This window comes from Methylobacterium sp. 391_Methyba4 (genome assembly GCF_029691625.1).
Taxonomy (GTDB): domain Bacteria; phylum Pseudomonadota; class Alphaproteobacteria; order Rhizobiales; family Beijerinckiaceae; genus Methylobacterium; species Methylobacterium fujisawaense.
Genome location: NZ_CP121475.1, coordinates 6331279 through 6353021 on the forward strand (window position 1 = coordinate 6331279; position 21743 = coordinate 6353021).

Consider the following 21743-nt stretch of genomic DNA (forward strand, 5'->3'; position numbering starts at 1 on the left):
GACGGGACCCTCTCTGCCGCATCTCGCCGCCCCATGCCGATCGAACCTGCCGCCTCCACCGGCAACCTGCTCCTCGACGCGCTTTCGGGTTCGGACCGCGCGCTGATCGAACGCGATCTGGAACCGGTGACCGTCGCCAGGGGGGACACGATCCTCACGGCTGACTCCGGCGCGAGCCCTGTGATCTTTCCCTGTGACCAGACCGTTGTCGCTCTGGTCGTCGCCACCCACGACGGCCGGATGGCGGAGACCGCGAGCGTCGGTCACGACGGGGCGGTCGGCGGGATCATCGGCCAGGGCCGGCTGCCGAACGCCGTCAGCGGGCTGGTGCAGGTGGGCGGGCGGGTGCTGCGCCTCGACGCGGACCGGCTGCGGGAGGCCGAGCGCCGATCCGCGACGTTCCGCGATCTGTTCGCCCGCTATGCCGATTGTTTCCTGGCTCAGCTGCTCCTGATCGGAGCCTGCAACGCCGTGCACCCGATCGAGCAGCGCTGCCTCCGCTGGCTGCTGACGTTGCAGGACCGGACCGGCGGCGACACCCTTCCGGTCACCCACGAGCTGATGGCCGCGATGCTCGGCGTCCAGCGGACCTACCTCACCCGGATCCTGCGGATGCTGCAGGAGCAGGGACTCCTCCGGGCGGAGCGCGGGCGCATCACGATCGTCGATCGCCGGGCGGTCTCGGCCGCCGCCTGCGCCTGCCACGCCCGCGTCCGGCTCCATTGCGAGGCGGTGCTCGGCGCGGTGTACGGGCCCGATGGTCCGCGCCGGGCCGCACCGGACGCGGATGCCGGGCCGGTGTCGCGAACGGCCTGAGGGGCCGGAGCGCGGTCAGTCGACGACGGGCACGCAGACCGGCGCTGCGAGGCCCGGGACCGGTGCCACCACCACGTCGATCCCGTAGATCAGACGCAGGAGCGCCGGGGTGACCGTGGCGGCGGACGGCCCGTCGGCGACGAGGCGGCCCCCGTGCAGGGCGACGAGGCGGTCGGCGCAGAGCAGGGCGTGACCGGGATCGTGCGTCGAGAACAGCACGGCGATGCCGGCCTGGGCGAGGCGGCGGATCTGCCCGAGGACGCGGGCCTGATTGCCGAAATCGAGGCTCGCGGTCGGCTCGTCCATGATCAGCAGCCGCGGCTCCCCGCTCAGCGCCCGGGCGATCAGGGCGAGCTGCCGCTCGCCGCCGCTGATCTCGGTGTAGACCGTGTCGGCCAAGTGCCCGATCCCCAGGGCGTCGAGGGCCTTTTCGGCCGCCGCCGCGTCGGACGGGCCGGGCGCGGCGAACGGGCCGATCCGGCTCGCCCGGCCCATCACGACGACCTCCCGTACGGTGAACGGGAAGAAGGCTGCATGCGCCTGGGGGACGGCGGCGACCATGCGGGCGATGGCGCTGCGCGACAGCCGGGACAGGTCGGTGCCGCCGAGGACGACGCGACCGCCCCGGGCGGGCAGCAGCCCGAGCAGCGTCTTGAACAGGGTGGTCTTGCCGCCGCCGTTCGGCCCGATGAGACACAGCACCTCGCCCGCGGCGAGGTCGAACGACACGCCGCTTCCGACGCTGCGGCCGCCGTAGCCGAAGGCGAGGTCCCGCACGTGGAGCAGCATCACGCGAAGCCCCGGCGCCCGGACGCCAGCAGCCAGAGGAAGAACGGGGCCCCGACCAGGGCCGTCAGGATGCCCAGCGGCACCTCGACGGTTCCCATATTCCGCGCGATCAGGTCGACCAGCACGAGGTAGCCCGCTCCGAGCGCCAGCGAGGCCGGCAGCAGCCGGCGGTAATCCGGCCCGACCAGCAGCCGGGCGATGTGCGGCACGATCAGCCCGATCCAGCCGATGACGCCGGTCATCGCGACGGCCGCCGCCGTGATCAGGGTCGCGCCGGCGATCAGGACCGGGCGCAGCACCCGCGTCTCCACGCCGAGGGTCCGCGCCTCCGCGTCGCCGAGGCTCATCAGGTTCATGCGCCAGCGCAGCAGGACGAGGGGCACGAGGCCGATCAGCATCATCGGCAGGGTGGCGGCGACGTCGCCCAGGGTGACCGAGGACAGGCTCCCCAGCAGCCAGAAGGTGATCGCCGGCAGCTGGTTGTAGGGGTCGGCCAGCACTTTCAGGAGCGAGATGCCCGCCCCGAGCACCGCGCCCACCGCCACCCCCGCCAGGACCAGGGTCAGGACCGGATCGTGCCGCCGCACGGCGAGGCCGACGCCGTAGACCGCGGCGACGGCGCCGAGCCCGCCCAGGAAGGCCAGGAGCTGGATTGGCGCCACGGGCAGGCCGAGATAGATCCCGAGCACGGCGCCGAGCCCTGCGCCGGCCGACACGCCGAGGATGTCGGGCGAGACCAGCGGGTTACGGAACAGGCCCTGGTAGGTCGCCCCGGCCGCCGACAATGCTGCGCCGACCACCAGAGCGGCGATCACCCGGGGCAGCCGCACCTGCATCACCACGGTCTCCGCCGCGGCCGGCGCGCGCAGGGGCAGGCCGAGCAGATGGTGCCCGAGGATTGCGGCAAGGTCCGCGGGCGCGACCGGATATTGGCCGACCGCCAAGGCGAGCACGGCCAGCGCCAGCAGAGCCAATCCGGACAAAAGCGCCGCGGAAATCCGCAGGCGGCTGCGGGTGCGAAGTCCGATCGCCTCGGCCGCAGCCGGGATGTCGCTCATTTCGGCGCGTCCGGTTCCGTGCCCGGGGGCCTCGGTCCGAGGAGGGCGGCGACCTGATCGCCGTCGAGATCGACGTGGTAGAAATCCCGGTAGAAGGCGCGCACCACGTCGGGCATCGGTTCCGGGAACAGGTCCGGGTGGAGCCGGGCCGCCAGCCAGCGCAGGCCGATCAGGCGGTTGACCCCCGGAGGCGCGTCGAACCACGGGAACGGCTGAAGCGGCGCCACGTAGATCCGCCCCGTCTGGACGGCCCTGATGGTCCGCCACAGCGGGTCGGTGCGCAGCCCGGCCGCGAAGGCCGGGTCGAGGGTGACGATCACGTCCGGGTTCCAGGCGAGGACCTGTTCGGGCGAGACGTTGCCGAGGCGACCGCCGCCGTCCTGCGCGACGTTGCGGCCGCCCGCGGCCTCCACCAGCTCGGTGTTGATCGATCCGGCGAAGCCCGTCTCCAGGCCACGCGGGCCGCGCGCGTAATAGACCCGGGGCCGCCGGTCCTCGGGGAGCGTCGCCACGGCGCGGTCCACCCTGTCGGCGAGAGCCTTGGCCTCGGCCGCCAGGGCATCCGCCGCGGATTGACGGCCCAGCGCGGCGCCGAGCTGCCGGTAGGCTTCCGGACTCTTCGCGAAGCTGCCGTCGAGGAGGATGTAGGGAATCCCGGTCTGCGCCTGGATCCGGTCGGCGAGGGACGCGTAGGTCGGCCCGAGGCTCCCCGAATCGACGATCAGGTCGGGCTTGGCGGCCAGGACCGCCTCGACATTGGCCGTGCCGCCCCGACCGGTCAGGCGGCCATAGGCCGGCAGCGTTCGGGTCCGGGGCTCGAGGAAGGGCAGCGCTTCGGGATGCGGTGCGGTCACCCAGCCGGCCATCAGGTCCGGCGCCAGGGTGTAGAGCAGCACGGCGGCCGGCGGCCCCGCGGCGAGCACCCGCCCGATCCTTTCGGGAAGTTCGACCGTGCGGCCGGCCGCATCCGTGAACGGACGCGCCGCGGCCGCCCCGGATGCCACCAGCAGCAGGATCAGCGCCGCGGCCAGGGATGCCCGGCGACCGGGGCTCGATGGCATCAGACGGATGTCCGCTCGAGGATCTCGATCAGCGCGCCGTCCGGTCCCTCCACGAAGGCGATCCGCAGGCCGGGCCCGCGCTCGGTGATGCCGGTCCGCACCGTCACGCCCCGGGCGGTGAGATCGGCCATCGCCGCCTCGATGTCGGCGACGCGCAATCCGACATGCTCGATCCCGAGGCAGGGCGTGGTCGCCGCGGGCGCGATCTCGGCCGGGGCCTGCTCGATGAAGACGGCGAGGCCGCCGAGGTCGAGCACGACACGCTGCACCGGATCCGTGCCGACGCGCTTGACCTCGCGGGCTCCGAACGTCGCGATGTAGAAGGATGCGGCCGCGACGGCGTCGCGGCTGCGCAGGTGGAGGTGGTCGCAGGCGTAGTGCATCGGCTCTCCGGCCTCGGGTGATTCCGGCGCGATTGGCCTCCGGCCCGATCCCGCCGGAGGCGCCGGTCGGCGCTGCCTTCGACGATAGGGCCGGCCCGCAGCCGCGGCGAGATCGGCCGCTTGACGTTCGGCACGAACCCGCAGACTTTCGCCGACAGGACCGTTGCAGGGATGCAACATCCATCCCACATCCGGCTGGCGAAGCGATATCGCACAGCCAACCGCACAGCCAAGAGATCCATGCGCAATCCCTACGACGTGCTGGGCGTGGCCAAGGGGGCGAGCGAGGCCGAGATCAAGAAGGCCTATCGCAAGCTCGCCAAGGACTTCCACCCCGACCGCAACAAGAACGACGTAAAGGCCAAGGACCGTTTCGCCGAGGCGAACTCGGCCTACGAGATCCTGGGCGACGCCGAGAAGCGCAAGCAGTTCGACCGCGGCGAGATCGATGCCGAGGGCAAGCCGCGCGCGACCGGCTTCGAGGGGTTCGGCGGCTTCGGCGGCGGCCGCGGGGGCAATTTCGACTTCGAGCACATGGCCCGCGCCCAGCGCGGCGGCGGCATGGGCGGCGGCGGGATGGGCGAGGACATCTTCTCGCACATCTTCGGCGAGGCCTTCCGCGCCGGCGGGGCCGGACCGGGCGGTCAGCGCCAGCCCGCCAAGGGCGAAGACGTCGCCGCGGAGCTGTCGGTGACCCTGGAGCAGGTCGCCAGCGAGGAGAAGCTGCGCCTCGCCTTGCCCACCGGCCGGGAGGTCGACGTGATGATCCCCCGTGGCGTGATCGACGGCCAGACCATCCGGCTGCGCGGTCTCGGCCAGAGCGGCGGCCTCCGGGGTGAGCCGGGCGACGCCTTGCTGACGATCCGGATCCGCCCGCATCCGCGCTTCACCGTCGAGGGGGCCGACCTGCGCACCACCGTCGATGTTCCCCTGGAGGATGCCGTGCTCGGCGGGACGATCCGCGTGCCGACGCTCACCGGCGTCGTCGAGATGAAGATCCCGGCGATGACGAGTTCCGGCCGCACCTTCCGCCTGCGCGGCAAGGGCCTGCCGAAGAAGGACGGCACCCCCGGGGACCTGTTCGCCACCACGGCGATCGTCCTGCCGGAGGGCGAGGATGCGGCCCTGGCGGACTTCGCCCGCAGCCGGCGTGCCGCCAAGGCGGCCTGACGGCCTCGCGAACCGGACACCGAGGCCGGCTTGACGGCGCTCGGTGTCGCCCCGGACTTCCGTCGCCGGGCCGCCTCCGCTAAGGAGGCCCCCCGGCCCCGAAAGGGGTCGCGCGGCTTCGGGATCGATCATGGCGGAACACGGGCAGGGCCTTCTGGCGGGCAAGCGGGGCATCGTCCTCGGGGTCGCCAACAACCGCTCGATCGCCTGGGGCATCGCCCGCAGCGCCCGCGCCCACGGCGCCGAACTCGCCTTCACCTATCAGGGCGATGCCCTGCGCAAGCGGGTCGAGCCCCTCGCCAAGGAGCTCGACGCCCACGTCATCGGGCATTGCGACGTCACCGAGGCGGCCACGATCGACGCGGTCTTTGCGGAAGCCGCGAAGGTCTTCCCCGACGGCATCGATTTCGTCGTCCACTGCGTCGCCTTCTCCGACAAGGACGAGCTGACCGGCCGCTATATCGAGACCTCCGAGGACAACTTCACCAAGTCGCTCCTGGTCTCGTGCTACTCGTTCACCGCCGTGGCCCAGCGTGCCGAGAAGATCATGCGCCCGGGCGGCTCCCTCGTGACGCTGACCTATTACGGCGCCGAGAAGTGGATGCCGCATTACAACGTGATGGGCGTGGCCAAGGCGGCGCTGGAGGCGTCGGTGCGCTACCTCGCGGCCGATCTCGGCCCGAAGAACATCCGGGTCAACGCGATCTCGGCGGGCCCAATCAAGACCCTCGCCGCCTCCGGGATCGGCGATTTCCGCTACATCCTGAAGTGGAACGAGTACAACGCGCCCCTGCGCCGGACCGTGACGATCGGGGAGGTCGGCGAGACCGCGTCCTACCTCGTCTCCGACATGGCGGCGGGCATGACCGGCGAGATCCTCCACGTGGATGCCGGCTACCACGTCGTCGGCATGAAGAATCCCGAGGCCCCGGACCTCACCCTCGACAAGGATTGAGGCGCGCTCCGTCACCGCACGCGCCGCGCGCGGCCAGACGGTTCTTCGCACGATCCGATCGGATCGGGGTCAATCCTCATCCGCGTCGGCGAAGTCCCCCGAGAGCTTGAGCCCGTCGATCCAGGTCTCGCCGTCGCGCTTGATGACGGTGCGCGGCCGGACGCGCCCGTGCTCCGCGATCCCCGCCGCCAGCCGCTCCGAATGGGTCACGAGCCAGACCTGGGTGCGTTCTGCGGCCCGCGCGATCAGCCGCGCCAGCGGATCCATGAGATCGGGATGCAGGCTGGTCTCGGGCTCGTTCAGGGCGATGAACGGCGGCAAGCGGTATCCGAGCAGGGCGCCCGCGAGGGCGAGGTAGCGCAGGGTGCCGTCCGACAGTTCCGGCGGATCGAAGATCCGGACGGGGAAGTCGGGAAAGCGCAGGCCGAAGCTGGCGTGACGGCCCGGCTCGGGGATGACGAGCCCCGCACCCGGGAAGGCGGCGTCGACGGCCTCGTCGATCTCGGCGGTGTCCTGCCGGATATGCGCCAGGGTGGCGAAGACGGCGGCGAGGTCCGAGCCGTCCGAGGCCAGCGTCGGCGTCGTCACCGCGAGGCAGGGCCGGCGTAGGGGCGAATCGGCATCCGTCCGGAAATCGTGGTGGAAGCGCCATCCCGCCAAGGCGAGGCGGACCAGGGCGATCTCGGGAAGCCCTGTGGCGTCGAGGAGGCTGCCCAGCGCGGTCTCGGTCGCCAGCAGATCCCCGCCGAGGGAGCGTTTGGCGCCCGCCTCGTCGCGGACGAAGCCGCTGCGCCCGTCGCGATCGAGGAGTACGGCCGTGCGGCCGCGGGTGCGGACCGTCAGGCGCTCGGCCTTCACCTGCGGCTCCTTCCGAAAGGCCGCGCCGAAAATCGAGTCGCCGGCCTGCTGCACCAGCCCGACCTCCACCGTGTATTGGAAGTCCTGGCCGGTGCCGTCGTGGCGCAGGGTGGCCGACAGGCAGATCCGCGCGGCCTCGCCCTGCCGACGGCGACCCGCCCACAGGGCCGAGTCCATCCCGCCCTCCGCGGCGAGATCGCGGGTGAGCGTACCCCGGGCCGCCGCCTGTAGGAGCTCGAGCGAGCGGTACAGGTTGGTCTTGCCCGTGCCGTTGCCCCCGACGAAGACCGACAGCCGATCGACCGGGAAGCTGATCCGCCGCAGCGAGCGGTAGCCCGAGACCGCGATTTCCCGAACCACCAGCATCTCGGGCCTCCCCCCGTCAGTCGGGCACCGTGAGATCCGCGATGCCCTTCGAGGCCTCCGGGAATCGCGGATCCATGGCCTCCAGTGTATCGGCCACGGTCCGGGCAATCACGTAGTTGCGGAACCACTTGTGGTTGGCCGGCACCACCAGCCAGGGCGCATGGGGCGTCGAGCAGCGGCCGAGGGCGTCCGCGAAGGCCTGCTGGTAGGCGTCCCAGGACTTCCGCTCGACCAGATCGGCGGGATCGAATTTCCAGCGCTTCTCCGGATCGGCGATCCGGGCCTCCAGGCGCTTCTTCTGCTCGGCCCGGGAGATGTGCAGGAAGAACTTGATCACGGTTGTGCCGGACTCGGTGAGCAGGCGCTCGAAGTCGTTGATGCGGCCGTAGCGGCTCTGCCAGACCGCATCCGGCACGAGGCCCTTCACCCGCACCACCAGCACGTCCTCGTAGTGGCTGCGGTTGAACACCCCGATCATGCCGCGTCCCGGCACGCGGGCGTGGTAGCGCCACAAGAAGTCGTGATCGAGTTCCTCGCTTGAGGGCACCTTGAACGAGGCCACGGTGCAGCCCTGGGGGTTCACGCCCTGCAGGACCGAGCGGATCGTCCCGTCCTTGCCGCCGGTATCGATCGCCTGGAACACCAGCAGCAGGCTGCGGGCGCGTTCGGCATAGAGGCGCTCCTGGAGGGCGACGATGCGCGCCCGCTCCCCGGCCAGGGCCTCCTTCGCCCAGGCCTTGTCCAGCCCGCCATCGGCGTCGGCCTCCACCGCGGAGAGGTCGAAGGCCGCGCCCGGCTCCACCGTGACGATGCCCGGGGCGGCGAGGATGGGGATCTGGCGGTGGCCGTCCAGGGCGGCCGGGACGGTCCCGGCGATCGTGTCCGCGGAACCCGCCCAGCGGGCCGTTGACGGGCGGGGCGGCCGGGGCGATCCATGCAGGTCTGCCTCACCTGTCATGTCATCGGGACGTTTGTGGCCGCGATGATGCTTGCCGTGCTTCTTGGACATGGGGCAGGACCTGTATCCGGATATTGCCGACCGACGGCGAGAACGGCCGGCGATCCAGGCCGTTCCGGATTCCTGCGCAGGACGGGGTTGAGACGGTTGGGTACGATCTACTTCATCCGGCACGGCCAGACCGCCTGGAACGCCGAGGGACGCCTCCAGGGCGGGCGCGACACGGACCTCAACGCCCAGGGCGAGGCGCAGGCGGCGGCCGTCGCGGAACGCCTCGCCGCGGTGGCGGGGGCGACGCTGGCGGAGGCCGACTTCGTCGCGAGCCCGCTCAAGCGCACCCGGCGCACCATGGAGATCCTCCGGACGGCCCTCGGCCTGCCGCCGGCGGCGTACCGGACCGATCCGCGCCTGCGCGAGATCGGTTTCGGCAGCTGGGAGGGCTCCACCTGGGCGGAGATCCGCCGCCGCGACCCGGCGGGGGCGGCCGGCCGCGACCGGGACCGCTGGCATTACCGTCCGCCCGGCCTCGGCGCCGAGAGCTATGCCGCCCTGGTCGAGCGCGTCGGCCCGATGATCGCGGCCCTAGAGCGGGATACGGTGGTCGTCGCCCATGGCGGCGTGGCACGGGCGGCCCTCGTCGCCCTCGGTCATCTCGACATCTACGCCGCGCCCCGCCTCGGAATCCGGCAGGGCGAGGTCCTGATCCTCGAGCCCGGTGGCTGGCGCTGGGCTTGATCCCGTGCGCCTGCGCAGTGCAAGGCCGCCTCGATAACGGCATGATCGGCAGGCTATAGGGCGGCGGCCAGGACAGGCGCCGGCTCGAGCGGCCGGCCAGCGGAGCAGCGGATGAGCGACGTCGCCGAAAAGACCCGGCCCGGCCCGGTGGCCGGGGAGCGCGACCGTCCCGGGGACGCGGCGATCCTGCGCGGCGACCACCGGCCCGACCTGATCCGCGACGAGGTCCTGGCCGAGATCTTCCTGCACGCCGCCGAGACCCGGCCCGACCATCCCTGCCTCGTCGACGGCGCCCGCGTGGCGGCCGGCGGCGTCCACCCGCACCTGACCTACGCGGAGGTCGCCGCCCGGGCCGGCCGGATCGCCGCCGGCCTCGCCCATCGCGGCATCGGCCCCGGCGACGTCGTCGGCCTGTGGATGGCCCGCGGCCCGGACCTCCTCGTGACGCAGATCGGCATCACGATGTCGGGGGCGGCGTGGCTGCCCTTCGACGCCGAGGCGCCGGCCGACCGAGTCGGCGTATGCCTTACCGATGCGAGCGCGAAGGCGCTGCTGGTCTCGCCGGCGCTGGCGGCCGCGGCGCCCGACGGGACGCCCGCCCTGACGCCCGCCGATCTCGACGCGGGGACGCCCGCCGATGCGCCCGAGCCGGACCCGCGCGCCGCCGGACTGACGCCCGAGCATCCCGCCTACCTGATCTACACCTCGGGCTCGACCGGCGTGCCCAAGGGCATCGTCATCAGCCACGCCAACATCTGCCACTTCCTCCGGTCGGGGAACGCCCTCTACGGGATGCGCGCCGACGACGTGGTGTTCCAGGGGGCCTCGGTGGCCTTCGATCTCTCGATGGAGGAGATCTGGGTCCCGTACCTCGTGGGCGCGACCCTGTTCGTGGCGAGCCCGGCCATGATGGGCGACCTGGAATCGCTGCCGGGCATCCTGGAGGCGGAGGGGATCACGGTGCTCGACACCGTGCCGACGCTGCTGGCGATGATCTCCGGCGACCTGCCGCGGGTCCGCCTCGTCCTGCTCGGCGGCGAGGCGCTGCCCGAGCCGCTGATCGCCCGCTGGGCGACGGGCGGGCGCCAGCTGTTCAACACCTACGGGCCCACGGAGGCCACCGTGGTGGCGACCGCCGCCGAGATGCGGCCCGGCGAGCCGGTGACCATCGGCGGCCCGATCCCGAACTACTCCGTCTATGTCGCCGGCGAGGACCTCGCCCTGCTCGGCCGCGACCAGCAGGGCGAGCTGCTGATCGGCGGCCCCGGCGTGGCGCGGGGCTACCTCGCCCGTCCGGAGCTGACGGCGGAGAAGTTCATCGCCAACCCCTTCGCGTCCGACGGGACCGATCCGGTGCTCTACCGCTCGGGCGACGCGGTCTCCCTCGATGCCGAGGGCCGGATCGTGTTCCACGGCCGGATCGACGACCAGGTGAAGATCCGCGGCTTCCGCGTGGAGCTGGGCGAGATCGAGTCCCGGATCCGGGCGGTGCCCGACATCAACCAGGCCGCCGTCGTGCTCCGGCAGGACGACGGCGTCGACCGCCTCGTCGCCTTCCTGATCCCGGAGCGCGGCCGCGCCATCGACGCCGCGGCCCTGCGCCGGACGCTTGCCGGGCAGATGCCGCCCTACATGGTGCCCGGCCATTTCGAGGTGGCCGAGTCGCTCCCGCGCCTGACCTCCGGCAAGGTCGACCGCAAGGCGCTGAAGATCGCCCCGCTGACGGTGGTGGCCGCCGACGGCGAGCAGGAGCCCCCCGCCAATGAGACCGAGGCGGCCCTCGTCGCGGCTGCCAAGCAGATCTTCGGCAACCAGCCGATCGCCCTCGAGGGCGATTTCTTCGCCGATCTCGGCGGGCATTCCCTGCTCGCCGCCCGCTTCGTCTCGGCGGTGCGCGAGAACCCGCCGCTCGCCGGCATCACCCTGCCGGACGTCTATGCCCTGCGCACGATGCGGGCCATGGCGGACGCGCTGATCGCCCGCACGGGCGGGATGGGCGCCGGGGCCGCGACCCGTGACCTGAGCTTCGAACCGCCGCCGCTGCTGCGCCGGGCGCTGTGCGGCCTCGCGCAACTCGTCGCGCTGCCCTTCGTCATCGCCCTGGCCACTGCGCAATGGCTCGGCATGTTCGTGACCTACCTGCTGCTCACCGGCGGCGGTCTCAGCTTCTTCGCCGAACTCGGGGTGCTGCTCCTCGTCTACGTGGCGATCAACGGCGTGACCGCAGTGGCCGCGGTGGCCGGCAAGTGGCTGATCCTCGGCCGGACCAAGCCGGGCCGCTATCCGCTCTGGGGCGCCTATTATTACCGCTGGTGGCTCGCGCAGCGGTTGGCCCCGCTGGTCCACGTGAAGTGGCTCCAGGGTTCGCCGGCCATCGCCATCTACCTGCGTCTGATGGGCGCCCGGATCGGGCGTGACACCCTGATCTCCGACATTGAGATCGGCGCGCCCGACCTCCTGACCATCGGAGACGGCGCGTCGCTCGGCGGTCGTCTTGTCATCGCCAACGCCGAGATCGTCGGCAACGAGCTTGTCATCGGCCGGGTCGAGATCGGCGCGGATGCGGCGGTGGGAACCTCCTGCGTCATCAGCCACGACACGGTGATCGGGCCGCAGGCGGAGATCGCCGACCTGACCACGATCCCCGTGGGCTCGCGGGTCGGGGCGGCCGAGCGCTGGGACGGTTCACCCGGCCGCAAGGTCGGGATGGCGGCCCCCTCGGACCTGCCCGCGCCCGCCGAGGCCTCCTTCGCGCGCCGCAGCGCCTTCATGGCGGCCTATGTCGTCCTGCTCGGCGCGATCCCCGCGGTCGGCCTGCTGCCGATCTTCCCGGCCTTCTTCATCTTCGACCAGATCTCGGATTCGTTCTCCGACATCACCGACGTCGACTACCACTGGTACCTGCCGATCCTCACCTGGCCCACGGCCATGCTGATGACCGCCGGCACGGTGCTGCTGATCGCCGGCATCCGCTGGATCGTGCTGCCGCGGACGCGCTCGGGCACCTACTCGGTCCATTCCCTGTTCTACCTGCGGAAATGGTCGCTGGCGCTCGCCGTCGAGGTGACCCTGGAGACGCTCTCGTCGCTGTTCGCGACCGTCTACATGCGGGCCTGGTACCGGCTGATGGGCGCCAATATGGGCCACGGCGCCGAGATCTCGACCAACCTCGCGGGCCGCTACGATCTCGCCGAGGTCGGCGCGAAGAACTTCGTCGCCGACGAGGTGGTGTACGGCGAGGAGGAGATCCGGCGCGGCTGGATGCACCTGGAGCCGACCCGCACCGGGGCGCGGGTCTTCGTTGGCAACGATGCCGTGGTGCCGCCGGGCGCCGTCATCCCCGACGACGTGCTCATCGGCATCAAGTCGAAGCCGCCCGAGAACGCCGCGATGAGCCCCGGCGAGACGTGGTTCGGCTCCCCGCCGATCCGGCTGCCGGCCCGCCAGAAGGTCGATCTCGGCTCGACCGCCCAGACCTACGAGCCCGGCGCTTGGCCGAAGATCCGGCGCGGCGTGTTCGAGGCCTTCGCGACCTCGTTCTCGCCGATGCTCTACATCACCCTCGCGATCACGGTGATCGACTGGTACTTCTACCCGGCCATCCTGGAGCAGGACTGGTGGGGGCTGGCCTTCAGCTTCGTCGCGGCGAGCGTCGCCATCGCGCTGATCCAGTCTTCCGCCGTCATCGCGATGAAATGGCTGCTGATGGGCGTCTACAAGCCCGGCATGCAGCCGATGTGGTCGTGGTGGGCGATGCGCACCGAGGCGATCGCCGTGGCCTATTGGGGACTCGCCGGCAAGGTGCTGCTCGAGCATCTCCAGGGCACGCCCTTCCTGCCCTGGGTGCTGCGGCTGTTCGGGGTGAAGGTCGGCAAGGGGGTGTGCATGCTCACCACCGACATCACCGAGTTCGACTGCGTCACCATCGGCGACTACGCCACCATCAACCGGGTCTCGGCGCTGCAGACGCACCTGTACGAGGATCGGATCATGAAGATCGGCCGCGTCGTCGTCGGCCGGGGCGTCTCGGTGGGCGCGTTCTCGACCGTGCTGTACGATACGAAGGTCGGCGATTTCGCGCGCCTGCGTCCGCTCACCATCGTCATGAAGGGCGAGTCGATCCCCGCCAACACCGAGTGGGAGGGGGCGCCCGCGGTGCCGGTGATCCACCGCGCCTGACGGTGGCCCCGGCCAACGGATCTTGGCGGTGTACTAGCTCGTCTACGAGCGAGTGATGCCGCCAAGCTAACTTATTGTAATGTCTAGCCTGCGATATTAGTACAGATTGAGATGCCGAGCCGTTCCCCCAGCAATGCCGGGATGGGACGGCGCCATCGTTCGAGCCGAGGATCGACAGTCGTCCGTGCAACTCGATCCCGCGACTCTGCTGGTCGTCAGCGCGGCGACGACCTTTCTGGTCGGCGTGTTGTTCATGGCCTCATGGCGGCAGGCTCCCGGATCCCGGACGCTCGCCCTCTGGGGCACGGCGCACCTCGTCGGGGCGGCCGGGTCGGCCGGCCTCGCGTTGCGCAATCAGATCCCCGACCTGATCTCGGTGGGCTTGGCCAACGCGGTGGTGCTGGCTGCCTACGGCCTCATCTGGAGCGGAGTCCGTACCTTCGAGCATCGCGAGCCACGGACGGGCGTCGCGATGGCGGGTGCCCTCGGATGGTGCGTCCTGTGTCTGATCCCGGCCTTCTATGCCGCGATCGAGGCCCGCATCCTCTACGCCTCGGCCGTGGCGGCCCTCTATTGCGGCGCTGCGACCGCGGAGATCTGGCGCGGTCGCGCCGAGCAACTCGCCTCCCGGATCGCGGCCGCGACCATTCTCGGCCTGCACAGCGCCTTCTACGTCCTGCGGATCCCCGCGACCGTCATGGCGCCGCCGCAGCCGGGCCTGAGCCCGCTCGCCTCTCCCTGGGTGGCGATCCTGTGCTTCGTCACTCTGATGTTCTCCATCGCCTCGGCCTTCACCTTCATGGCGCTGGTCAAGGAGCGGGCCGAGCGCGAGCAGCGAATCGCCGCCTCCACGGACGCCCTCACCGGGGTGCGTAACCGCCGGTCCTTCACCAGGGCCGCCGAGCGGGCGATGGCCGAGTATCCCGACGTCGCCCTGCTGCTGTTCGACCTCGACCGGTTCAAGGCGGTGAACGACCGTTACGGTCATGGGGTCGGCGATGCGGTCCTGATGGGCTTCTGCGCCATGGCGACGTCGCTCTTGCCCAAGGAGGCGCTGCTGGGCCGCCTGGGCGGCGAGGAATTCGCCTGCCTGCTGCCGGACGTCTCGCCCGCCGAGGCCCTCGGTCGGGCCGAGGAACTGCGCCGGACCTTCGCGCAGCTTCACGTCCCCGAATTGCCGGGCCTCAGCGTCAGCGTCAGCATCGGGATCGCGCAGGCCCGGCCCGGGGTCGCGTTCGATGCGCTGATGCAGCGGGCCGATGCGGCGCTCTATGCCGCCAAGGAGGGGGGGCGCGACCGGGTCGCCGTGGCGGAATCGGTCGCGGTCCGCGCCGCCTGACGCGCGGCCGGGTCGCTCACGCCAGGGCGCGGGCCGCCTCGGAGACCTTCCGCACCGACGTGTCGACGACGGCCGCCGAGGCGGCGATCTCCGCCATGGCGGCGTGAACGGCCGCGACGCTCTGCGCGGCGGCCTGCATGTTCTCGGTCATGTCGCGGGTCACCGTCGCCTGTTCGGTCACGGCTGACGACACGCTCAGCGAGAGCGCACTCAGCTGTTCGATCGTCCCGCCGATCCCGTCGATCGCCGCGACCGCCCGCGCGGTCTCGGCCTGCACGGCGGCGATCTGGGTGCCGATCTCTCCGGTCGCCTTTGCGGTCTGCCCGGCGAGGGCCTTCACCTCGGCGGCCACCACGGCGAAGCCCCTGCCGGCCGCCCCGGCCCGGGCCGCCTCGATGGTGGCATTCAGCGCCAGCAGATTCGTCTGGTCGGCGATGGAACGGATCAGGCTCACCGCCGCTCCGATCCGGTCGGCGGCGCCGGTGAGGCCCACGACGATCGCGGCCGCCTCCTCGGCGCGGGAGACGACCAGGTCGACGGACGATTTCGCCTGCAGCGCGTGACGGCTCAATTCCTCGATGGAAGCGGCGAATTCCTCCGAACCGGCCGCGACCGCTTCGACATTCTGGGTGGTCTGGCTCGACGCCTCCGCTGTGTCGTCGGCCTGCCGGACGACCCGGATCATGGACTCGCGGATCGCCGCGATATCGGCATCGATGGCGCGCTGGCTCTCGGCCCGGCGCTGCCGATCCTCGACCTGCCGGGTCACGTCGGTGGCGAACTTGGCCACCGCGCAGGGCTTGCCGTCGGTGTCGAGGATCGGGTTGTAGGCACCGAAGATCCAGACCGTGCGGCCGCCCTTTCCGATCCGCCGGAACTCGCCGGCCTGATACTCGCCGTTGCCGAGGGCGGTCCAGAACGCGGCATAATCCGCGCTCGCCGCCTCGGCCGGCGGCAGGAACATCCGGTGATGCCGCCCGCGGATTTCCTCAAGGGTGTAGCCCAGGGTGGCCAGGAAGTTCGCGTTGGCGTCCACGATCGTGCCGTCGAGGGCAAAGCTGATCGTCGCCTGCGAGCGGTCGAGGGCCGCGATCTGGCCGGCGTAGAGCGCGTTGCGGGCGCGCTCCGCGGTGATGTCGGTGGCGAGCTTGACCACCTTGATCGGCTTGCCGCGTCGATCGAGGATCGGATTGTAAGACCCCTGGATCCAGACAATCCGGCCGGACTTGGTCAGGCGGGGGAAGGCGCGGGTCTCGTGCCGGCCGGCGCGCAGCCCGTCCCAGAAGGCGGCATAGTCCGAACCCGACCGCTCGGATTCCGGCACGAACAGGCTGTGATGCCGGCCCCGAACCTCTTCGAGGGTGTAATCGACGAGCGCGAGGAAGATCGCGTTGGCATCGGTGACCATGCCGTCGAGATCGAATTCCACGCGGGCCATCGTCCGATCGATGGCCGCGAGCAGGGCGTTGTCGCGAGAACCAAATATCGCCATTTGAAAACGTCCCTGTCTGTTTTTATTTATGAATTATATTGATCTCACAGCGATTCATTTGATCGCAGGCGCGCCGTCTCATTTGTGTTAAAGCCTAGCTTAGAGTATTGCAAATCTGTTTCACATTGGTCAATCGGCTTGTCGGCGCCTTAAAGATGGCGGACCATTTGGTAATTTTATTTGTTTCGGTCGTTATTCATGTGTATTCGGATCGAGAAATGCCGCAAATGGCTCATTCGATCGGATTTCGGGCCATCGTGCGCTGAGGTACTCAGCCGGATGGCGCGGCTCGCGGTCTGCGCTAGGACGGGGCGAACGTCGACGGGCCGATCCAAGTCGGTCGAGGCGACTGTCGGCACGGCACTGACTGGAGGTCGGACATGGACGAAGACACCCGGATCGATCGCCTGGAGATCCGTTTGACCGAGCAGGACGCGACGATCGAGGATCTGAACCGCACCGTGACCGAGCAATGGCGCGTCATCGACCGGTTGGTGCGGCAACTGGACATGCTGCGGGAGCAGGTCGAGGAGGCGGCCGCCCGGGCGGCGCCGCGGGGGCTGGAGCCGCCGCCGCCCCATTACTGACAGAGGGAGCCGGCGCGCCGGGGTGCGACGCGCCGGCCCGCGCGTCAGAAGTTCGCCTGCGTGACGAACTTGGTGACCAGGTAGGCGTCGAGCGCCTCCGGGCCGCCCTCGCTGCCGTAGCCCGAATCCTTGACGCCGCCGAACGGCGTCTCCGGCAAGGCGAGGCCGTGGTGGTTGATCGAGATCATGCCGCTCTCGACCGCGTTCGACACCCGCGCCGCCCGCTCGGCGGAGCGGGTATAGGCGTAGGCCGCGAGCCCGTAGGGCAGACGGTTGGCCTCGGCGAGCGCCTCGCCGTCGTCGGAGAACCGGTTGATCATCGCCAGGGGCCCGAAGGGCTCCTCGTTCATGATCCGGGCGGTCAGCGGCACCTCGGTAAACACCGTCGGCTCGAAGAAGTTACCCTGGTTGCCGATGCGCTTGCCGCCGGCGCGCAGCGTCGCGCCGCTCGACTCGGCGTCCGCCGCCAGCGCCGTGACGGCGTCGAGGCGCCGTCCGTGGACCAGCGGTCCCATCTTGGTCTCGGGATCGAGCCCGTCGCCGACCTTCACCGACTTGGCGAAATTGGTGAAGCCCTCGACGAAGCGGTCGAAGACCGAATCGTGCACGAGGAAGCGGGTCGGCGAGACGCACACCTGGCCGGCGTTGCGGAACTTCGAGGGGGCCAGGACGGCGACCGCCTTCTCCACGTCGGCGTCGCCGAACACGATCGCGGGGGCGTGGCCGCCGAGCTCCATCGTGGCCCGCTTCATGTGCGCGCCGGCGAGCGCCGCGAGCTTCTTGCCGACCACGGTCGAGCCGGTGAACGAGATCTTCCGGATCACCGGATGCGGGATCAGGTAGGCCGAAATGGTCTCCGGGTCGCCGTAGACCAGCGAGAGCGCGTCCCCCGGGATGCCGGCATCCAGGAAGGCGCGAACCAGGGCGGCGCAGCTCGCCGGCGTGTCCTCGGGACCTTTGAGGATCACCGTGCAGCCGGTGCAGAGCGCCGCCGAGATCTTGCGGACCGCCTGGTTGATCGGGAAGTTCCAGGGGGTGAAGCAGGCCACCGGGCCGACCGGCTCGCGCACCGCCACCTGCAGCACGCCGTCGGCGCGGGCCGGGATGACGCGGCCGTAGGCGCGCTTACCCTCCTCGGCGAACCAATCGATGATGTCGGCCGCCGCCAGGGTCTCGACCCGCGACTCGGCGAGCGGCTTGCCCTGCTCCAGGGTCATGGTCCGGGCGATCTCGTCGACCCGCGCGCGCAGGAGGTCGGCGGCTTTCCGCATCACCTTGGCGCGCTCGAAGGGCGCGACGCTGCGCCAGGCCGGGAAAGCGCGGGACGCGGCCGCCAGGGCCTCGTCGAGATCCGCCGTGGTGGCGACGGCGCACAGGCCGATCGTCTCACCCGAAGCCGGGTTCAGGACTCCCAGGGTCTCCCGGTCGGCACCCGCGCGCCAGCGCCCGGCGATGTGAAGCTCGGTATCCGGATACATCGGTCGATTCCCGCTCGGCCGCACCATCGGCCGCAGGCGGACTGTGCCGATGTGGCGCGCCCGGGCAATCCCCGCGGCGGCATAGCTGGAACCGTCTGTATTCAGGCGGCGGCGCGGGCGGGCTCCGGTGCCTGGACAAGGGTCGCGGTCCCGTGGCGGGCGCGGAGGGTCGCGCCTTTCGGGACCACCTGCCATCCCTCGCGACAGCCATCGATCGGCTCCGACACCACCACGATGCCCCCCGGCCCCTCGCGGAAATACAGGCTCGGCGGCCGGCCATCGCAGGCCCAGCGGTAGGCGGTGAGCGTCTCGCCATCCGTAAGCAGCGCGGTGAAGCGCAGCGGCTCGCTGACGCTGGCGGCTTCCATCAGCTCGCGCACGGTCTTGAGCGTCCGCGCCATCGCGCCGACGGGATCCTCCTCGAGGCCGTTGGCGAGTGCCAGCAGGAAAATCGCCTCCGAATCCGTGCTGCCCCGACGGTGGTCGTAATAGGTATCCGGGATCAGCGCTTCGAGCCGCCGCTTGATCCGGTGGTAGCCGCCGATCTGACCGTTATGCATGAACAGATGCCGGCCGTAGACGAACGGGTGGCAATTCGCCCGGGCCGTGGCGGTCCCGGTCGACGCACGCACATGCGCGAAGAACGTGCGTGCCCGCACCTGTCCACACAGGTTCACCAGATTTTCGTCCGACCAGGCCGGGGAAATGTCGCGATAGACCCCCGGCTCGGGCCGCTCGGCGTACCAGCCGATGCCGAAGCCGTCGCCGTTGGTTTCGGTCTTCCCCTCGTCGGCGTGCAGGGACTGATGCACCAGCGAGTGGGTCGGCGCGCAGACGAGGTCGGAGAGGAAAACCGGCTCACCGCTATAGGCGAGGAAACGGCACATGACGGACGATGATCCTTCAGCTCAGGTCCACGTACGATCCCGCGCAACGCCCCTCGGAGGGTGGAGACGTTCCGCCGCAGGACGTTAACAGTCGGTCCACTCCGGTGAACAGTTTCTTAACCGGTCGGAAACTGCGCCATTTTCGTGCGTTCCGCATGAAATCGGTGCCGCTTGATCGCAGGGCAGGCATTCGCCGGCGCGGCGACGCGACTCTTGTGAGCCGTCTCATGAAGGGTCAGCATGGCCAAATCGGGGAATCAGAACGCCGCCCAGGAGGCGGTCGCCCGAAGCGGGGCAAGGCACCAACAGCAGGAGACTTTTATGGATTGCGCAGTGCCCGACGGATCCGCCCCCGTGGCTCTCGTCGTGGAGGACGATGCGGCCGTGCGCGATCTCGCCACCGCGGTGCTTGAAGAAACCGACCTCGGAGTCATTGCCTGCGAAAGCGCGGAGGCGGCCCTGTCCGTGCTGGAGCGCTCCGACGTGACGGTGGCGTTGCTCTTCGCCGACGTGCGGTTGCCCGGTGCGATGGACGGGGTGACCCTGGCCCAGGCGGTCAAGCGGCGCTGGCCGGACGTGCGCGTGGTCGTGACCTCCGGCGCGGGCCGGGATGCGCGGCTCCCCGACCAGGCGGTCTACATGCAGAAGCCGTGGCGGGCCCTCGACGTGCTGGTCCAGGCCGAGCACGCGACGATGGCCGCCAAGGCTGCCTGAGCCCGGCGCGCTGACGCGATCCCTTCACGTCTTCGCGCGTTCAGCGACGCGACCAGGGCTGCGTGACGTCTCCTGACGTGGCGCAGCCCCGGTTCTCGTGGCGCATGCAAGGATGGCGGCATCGCCGGAACGTGCCCGTCCGACGTCTTCGCTGGCCCGCTGTCTCGCCCGGCTGCTGCGCGCCGCAAAGAAAAAGCCCGGCCGCTCGCGCGGGCCGGGCTCTTTCACAACCGATGTGACGTCGCTCAGGCGGCGGGAGCCGGGCTGACCGGGGTCTGACCCGAGGCGTTGCCGCCCTGAGCCGGCGCAGCGGACGGCGACGGGAAGCCGGGACGACGGCTGCCGGCGGGGAAACGGGGCTTCGGCTTCGGCGCGGCGATCAGGCCCTCGCGGATAGCGGTCTTGCGAGCCTGCTTGCGGGCGCGGCGCACGGCCTCCGCCTTCTCACGGGCCTTGCGCACGGACGGCTTCTCATAAGCCTTGCGCTGCTTCATCTCGCGGAAGATGCCCTCGCGCTGCATCTTCTTCTTGAGGACGCGGAGCGCTTGATCGACGTTGTTGTCGCGAACGAGTACCTGCAACGGACTTGATCCTCTGGACCTGAAGTTCTGGGTTCACGCGGCCCGCCGCCGATCTGGAAACCGGCAACGTCCCTCGCCCGGGATGAACCCGAGGGGGACGGGAACGTCGGTTTCCGAATCGGCGTGGAGCTCACGCCTTGACGGGGCTATTACACCAAGCGCGCACCAGTTCCAACCTGCCCGCGCGATCCATCTGCGTCTGCGTCGTGCTAGGTTGCGCGGATGAGACACGACGACTCGCAGCAATTCGCCAGCGACAACTATTCCGGCATCTGCCCGGAAGCCTGGGGAGCCATGGAGGCGGCCAATCGCGGCCACGCCCCGGCCTATGGCGAGGATGCCTGGACGGCCAAGGCGGCGGACGCGTTCCGGGACCTGTTCGAGACCGAATGCGAGGTGTTCTTCGCCTTCAACGGCACCGCCGCCAACGCCTTGGCCCTGGCCGCGCTGTGCCAATCCTACCACAGCGTGATCTGCGCCGATTCGGCCCATGTGGAGACCGACGAGTGCGGCGCGCCGGAATTCTTCTCCAACGGCTCCAAGCTGCTCACCGTCCGGACCGAGGGCGGCAAGCTCACGCCGGAGGCGATCCGCGGGCTCGCCCAGAACCGCAGCGACATCCACTTTCCGCGGCCTCGGGTGGTGACGATCACGCAGCCCACCGAGACGGGACAGGTCTACAGCCTCGCCGAGCTGCGGGCGCTGTCGGCGACCGGCCGCGAACTGGGGCTCGCCCTGCACATGGATGGGTCTCGCTTCGCCAATGCCTGCGCGAGTCTGGGCTGCAGCCCGGCCGACATGACGTGGCGGTCGGGTGTCGACGTCCTGTGCTTCGGCGGGACCAAGAACGGCATGCATGCCGGCGAGGCGGTGGTGTTCTTCGACCGCAAGCTCGCCGAGGATTTCGGCTACCGGTGCAAGCAGGCCGGCCAGCTCGCGTCGAAGATGCGCTTCCTCGCCGCCCCCTGGGTCGGCATGCTGGAGAGCGGCGCGTGGCTGAGGAATGCGGCCCACGGCAATGCCTGCGCCCGGCACTTCGCCGACTCCGTCGCCGGGCTGCCGGGGGTGCGGGCGCTGTTTCCCGTGGAGGCGAACGCCGTCTTCCTGACGATGCCGGCCTCCACCATGGAGGGCCTGCGCGCCCGGGGCTGGCGGTTCTACACCTTCATCGGCGGCGGGGCGCGCTTCATGTTCGCCTGGGATGCCCGCCCCGAGCGGGTGGACGAGCTGGTCCGGGACCTGCGCACGCTGGCCGCCGCGGCGGCCTGACGGGGTGGACATGGGAGTGCGGAGCCGCCCCACCGACGGTGTTTCGCACGCTGGTGTCGGGTTTTCCT

Annotated in this window: 19 protein-coding genes; 9 read left to right on the top strand and 10 right to left on the bottom strand. The window is 70.6% G+C overall.

Annotated features, from left to right (window positions below):
* The first annotated feature begins 33 nt into the window (after window positions 1-33).
* On the top strand, window positions 34-816 hold the full coding sequence (locus tag P9K36_RS29900) for a Crp/Fnr family transcriptional regulator (protein WP_278306321.1): 783 nt from the start codon (window positions 34-36) through the stop codon (window positions 814-816).
* A gap of 15 nt (window positions 817-831) precedes the next feature.
* Here the strand turns inward: P9K36_RS29900 and P9K36_RS29905 are convergent, their stop codons facing one another.
* Genes P9K36_RS29905 through P9K36_RS29920 form a run of 4 tightly spaced genes read right to left on the bottom strand, consistent with a single transcriptional unit; the run spans window position 832 to window position 4107 of the window.
* Window positions 832-1605, bottom strand: coding sequence for an ABC transporter ATP-binding protein (locus tag P9K36_RS29905; RefSeq protein WP_043354159.1), 774 nt, complete (start codon window positions 1603-1605; stop codon window positions 832-834).
* Complete coding sequence (locus tag P9K36_RS29910) at window positions 1605-2663, bottom strand: iron ABC transporter permease (protein ID WP_043760426.1); 1059 nt, start codon at window positions 2661-2663, stop codon at window positions 1605-1607. The genes P9K36_RS29905 and P9K36_RS29910 overlap by 1 nt, the downstream gene beginning before the upstream one ends.
* A complete protein-coding gene (locus P9K36_RS29915) occupies window positions 2660-3724 on the bottom strand; it encodes an iron ABC transporter substrate-binding protein (protein ID WP_043760427.1) in 1065 nt (354 codons plus the stop codon). Before P9K36_RS29915 ends, P9K36_RS29910 begins: the two co-directional genes overlap by 4 nt.
* Window positions 3724-4107, bottom strand: coding sequence for a VOC family protein (locus tag P9K36_RS29920; RefSeq protein WP_043354164.1), 384 nt, complete (start codon window positions 4105-4107; stop codon window positions 3724-3726). Before P9K36_RS29920 ends, P9K36_RS29915 begins: the two co-directional genes overlap by 1 nt.
* 240 nt (window positions 4108-4347) lie before the next feature.
* On the opposite strand from P9K36_RS29920, the gene P9K36_RS29925 reads away from it, so the two are divergent.
* A complete protein-coding gene (locus P9K36_RS29925) occupies window positions 4348-5277 on the top strand; it encodes a J domain-containing protein (protein WP_043381768.1) in 930 nt (309 codons plus the stop codon).
* A gap of 130 nt (window positions 5278-5407) precedes the next feature.
* Window positions 5408-6232, top strand: a complete 825-nt coding sequence (gene fabI, locus P9K36_RS29930) for an enoyl-ACP reductase FabI (RefSeq protein ID WP_043381765.1) — start codon at window positions 5408-5410, stop codon at window positions 6230-6232.
* A 69-nt stretch (window positions 6233-6301) separates the two neighbouring features.
* On the opposite strand, the gene P9K36_RS29935 is transcribed toward fabI, so the two are convergent.
* Window positions 6302-7456 (bottom strand): AAA family ATPase, encoded by a 1155-nt coding sequence (locus P9K36_RS29935; protein ID WP_278306322.1) that lies wholly within the window; start codon window positions 7454-7456, stop codon window positions 6302-6304.
* 16 nt (window positions 7457-7472) lie between these two features.
* Entirely contained in the window at window positions 7473-8465 is a 993-nt protein-coding gene (locus P9K36_RS29940) for a polyphosphate kinase 2 family protein (protein WP_075381404.1), read from the bottom strand.
* A gap of 96 nt (window positions 8466-8561) precedes the next feature.
* Between P9K36_RS29940 and P9K36_RS29945 the strand changes: the two genes are divergently transcribed.
* From P9K36_RS29945 to P9K36_RS29955, 3 genes are all read left to right on the top strand, one after another.
* Window positions 8562-9149: a histidine phosphatase family protein gene (locus P9K36_RS29945; RefSeq protein ID WP_274926200.1), complete on the top strand. Its 588-nt coding sequence runs from the start codon at window positions 8562-8564 to the stop codon at window positions 9147-9149.
* A gap of 111 nt (window positions 9150-9260) precedes the next feature.
* Entirely contained in the window at window positions 9261-13328 is a 4068-nt protein-coding gene (locus tag P9K36_RS29950; RefSeq protein ID WP_278306323.1) for a Pls/PosA family non-ribosomal peptide synthetase, read from the top strand.
* 184 nt (window positions 13329-13512) lie between these two features.
* On the top strand, window positions 13513-14667 hold the full coding sequence (locus tag P9K36_RS29955; protein WP_043760433.1) for a GGDEF domain-containing protein: 1155 nt from the start codon (window positions 13513-13515) through the stop codon (window positions 14665-14667).
* Window positions 14668-14683: 16 nt separating this feature from the next.
* Here P9K36_RS29955 and P9K36_RS29960 read toward each other — a convergent pair whose 3' ends face one another.
* A complete protein-coding gene (locus P9K36_RS29960; RefSeq protein WP_278306324.1) occupies window positions 14684-16159 on the bottom strand; it encodes a PAS domain-containing methyl-accepting chemotaxis protein in 1476 nt (491 codons plus the stop codon).
* Window positions 16160-16539: 380 nt separating this feature from the next.
* On the opposite strand from P9K36_RS29960, the gene P9K36_RS29965 reads away from it, so the two are divergent.
* A complete protein-coding gene (locus P9K36_RS29965) occupies window positions 16540-16746 on the top strand; it encodes a SlyX family protein (RefSeq protein ID WP_043353476.1) in 207 nt (68 codons plus the stop codon).
* A 44-nt stretch (window positions 16747-16790) separates the two neighbouring features.
* Here the strand turns inward: P9K36_RS29965 and P9K36_RS29970 are convergent, their stop codons facing one another.
* On the bottom strand, window positions 16791-18224 hold the full coding sequence (locus P9K36_RS29970; RefSeq protein WP_043760438.1) for an NAD-dependent succinate-semialdehyde dehydrogenase: 1434 nt from the start codon (window positions 18222-18224) through the stop codon (window positions 16791-16793).
* 101 nt (window positions 18225-18325) lie between these two features.
* Window positions 18326-19111 (bottom strand): class II glutamine amidotransferase, encoded by a 786-nt coding sequence (locus tag P9K36_RS29975; protein ID WP_043353480.1) that lies wholly within the window; start codon window positions 19109-19111, stop codon window positions 18326-18328.
* A 321-nt stretch (window positions 19112-19432) separates the two neighbouring features.
* Here P9K36_RS29975 and P9K36_RS29980 point away from each other — a divergent pair, with 321 nt between their 5' ends.
* Complete coding sequence (locus P9K36_RS29980) at window positions 19433-19825, top strand: response regulator (protein WP_043381749.1); 393 nt, start codon at window positions 19433-19435, stop codon at window positions 19823-19825.
* 245 nt (window positions 19826-20070) lie between these two features.
* Here the strand turns inward: P9K36_RS29980 and rpsU are convergent, their stop codons facing one another.
* The gene (rpsU, locus tag P9K36_RS29985) at window positions 20071-20406 is read right to left on the bottom strand and encodes a 30S ribosomal protein S21 (protein ID WP_043381746.1); all 336 of its coding nucleotides are present in this window, start codon (window positions 20404-20406) and stop codon (window positions 20071-20073) included.
* Window positions 20407-20628: 222 nt separating this feature from the next.
* On the opposite strand from rpsU, the gene P9K36_RS29990 reads away from it, so the two are divergent.
* A complete protein-coding gene (locus P9K36_RS29990) occupies window positions 20629-21675 on the top strand; it encodes a low specificity L-threonine aldolase (protein ID WP_043760444.1) in 1047 nt (348 codons plus the stop codon).
* The last annotated feature ends 68 nt before the right edge of the window (window positions 21676-21743 follow it).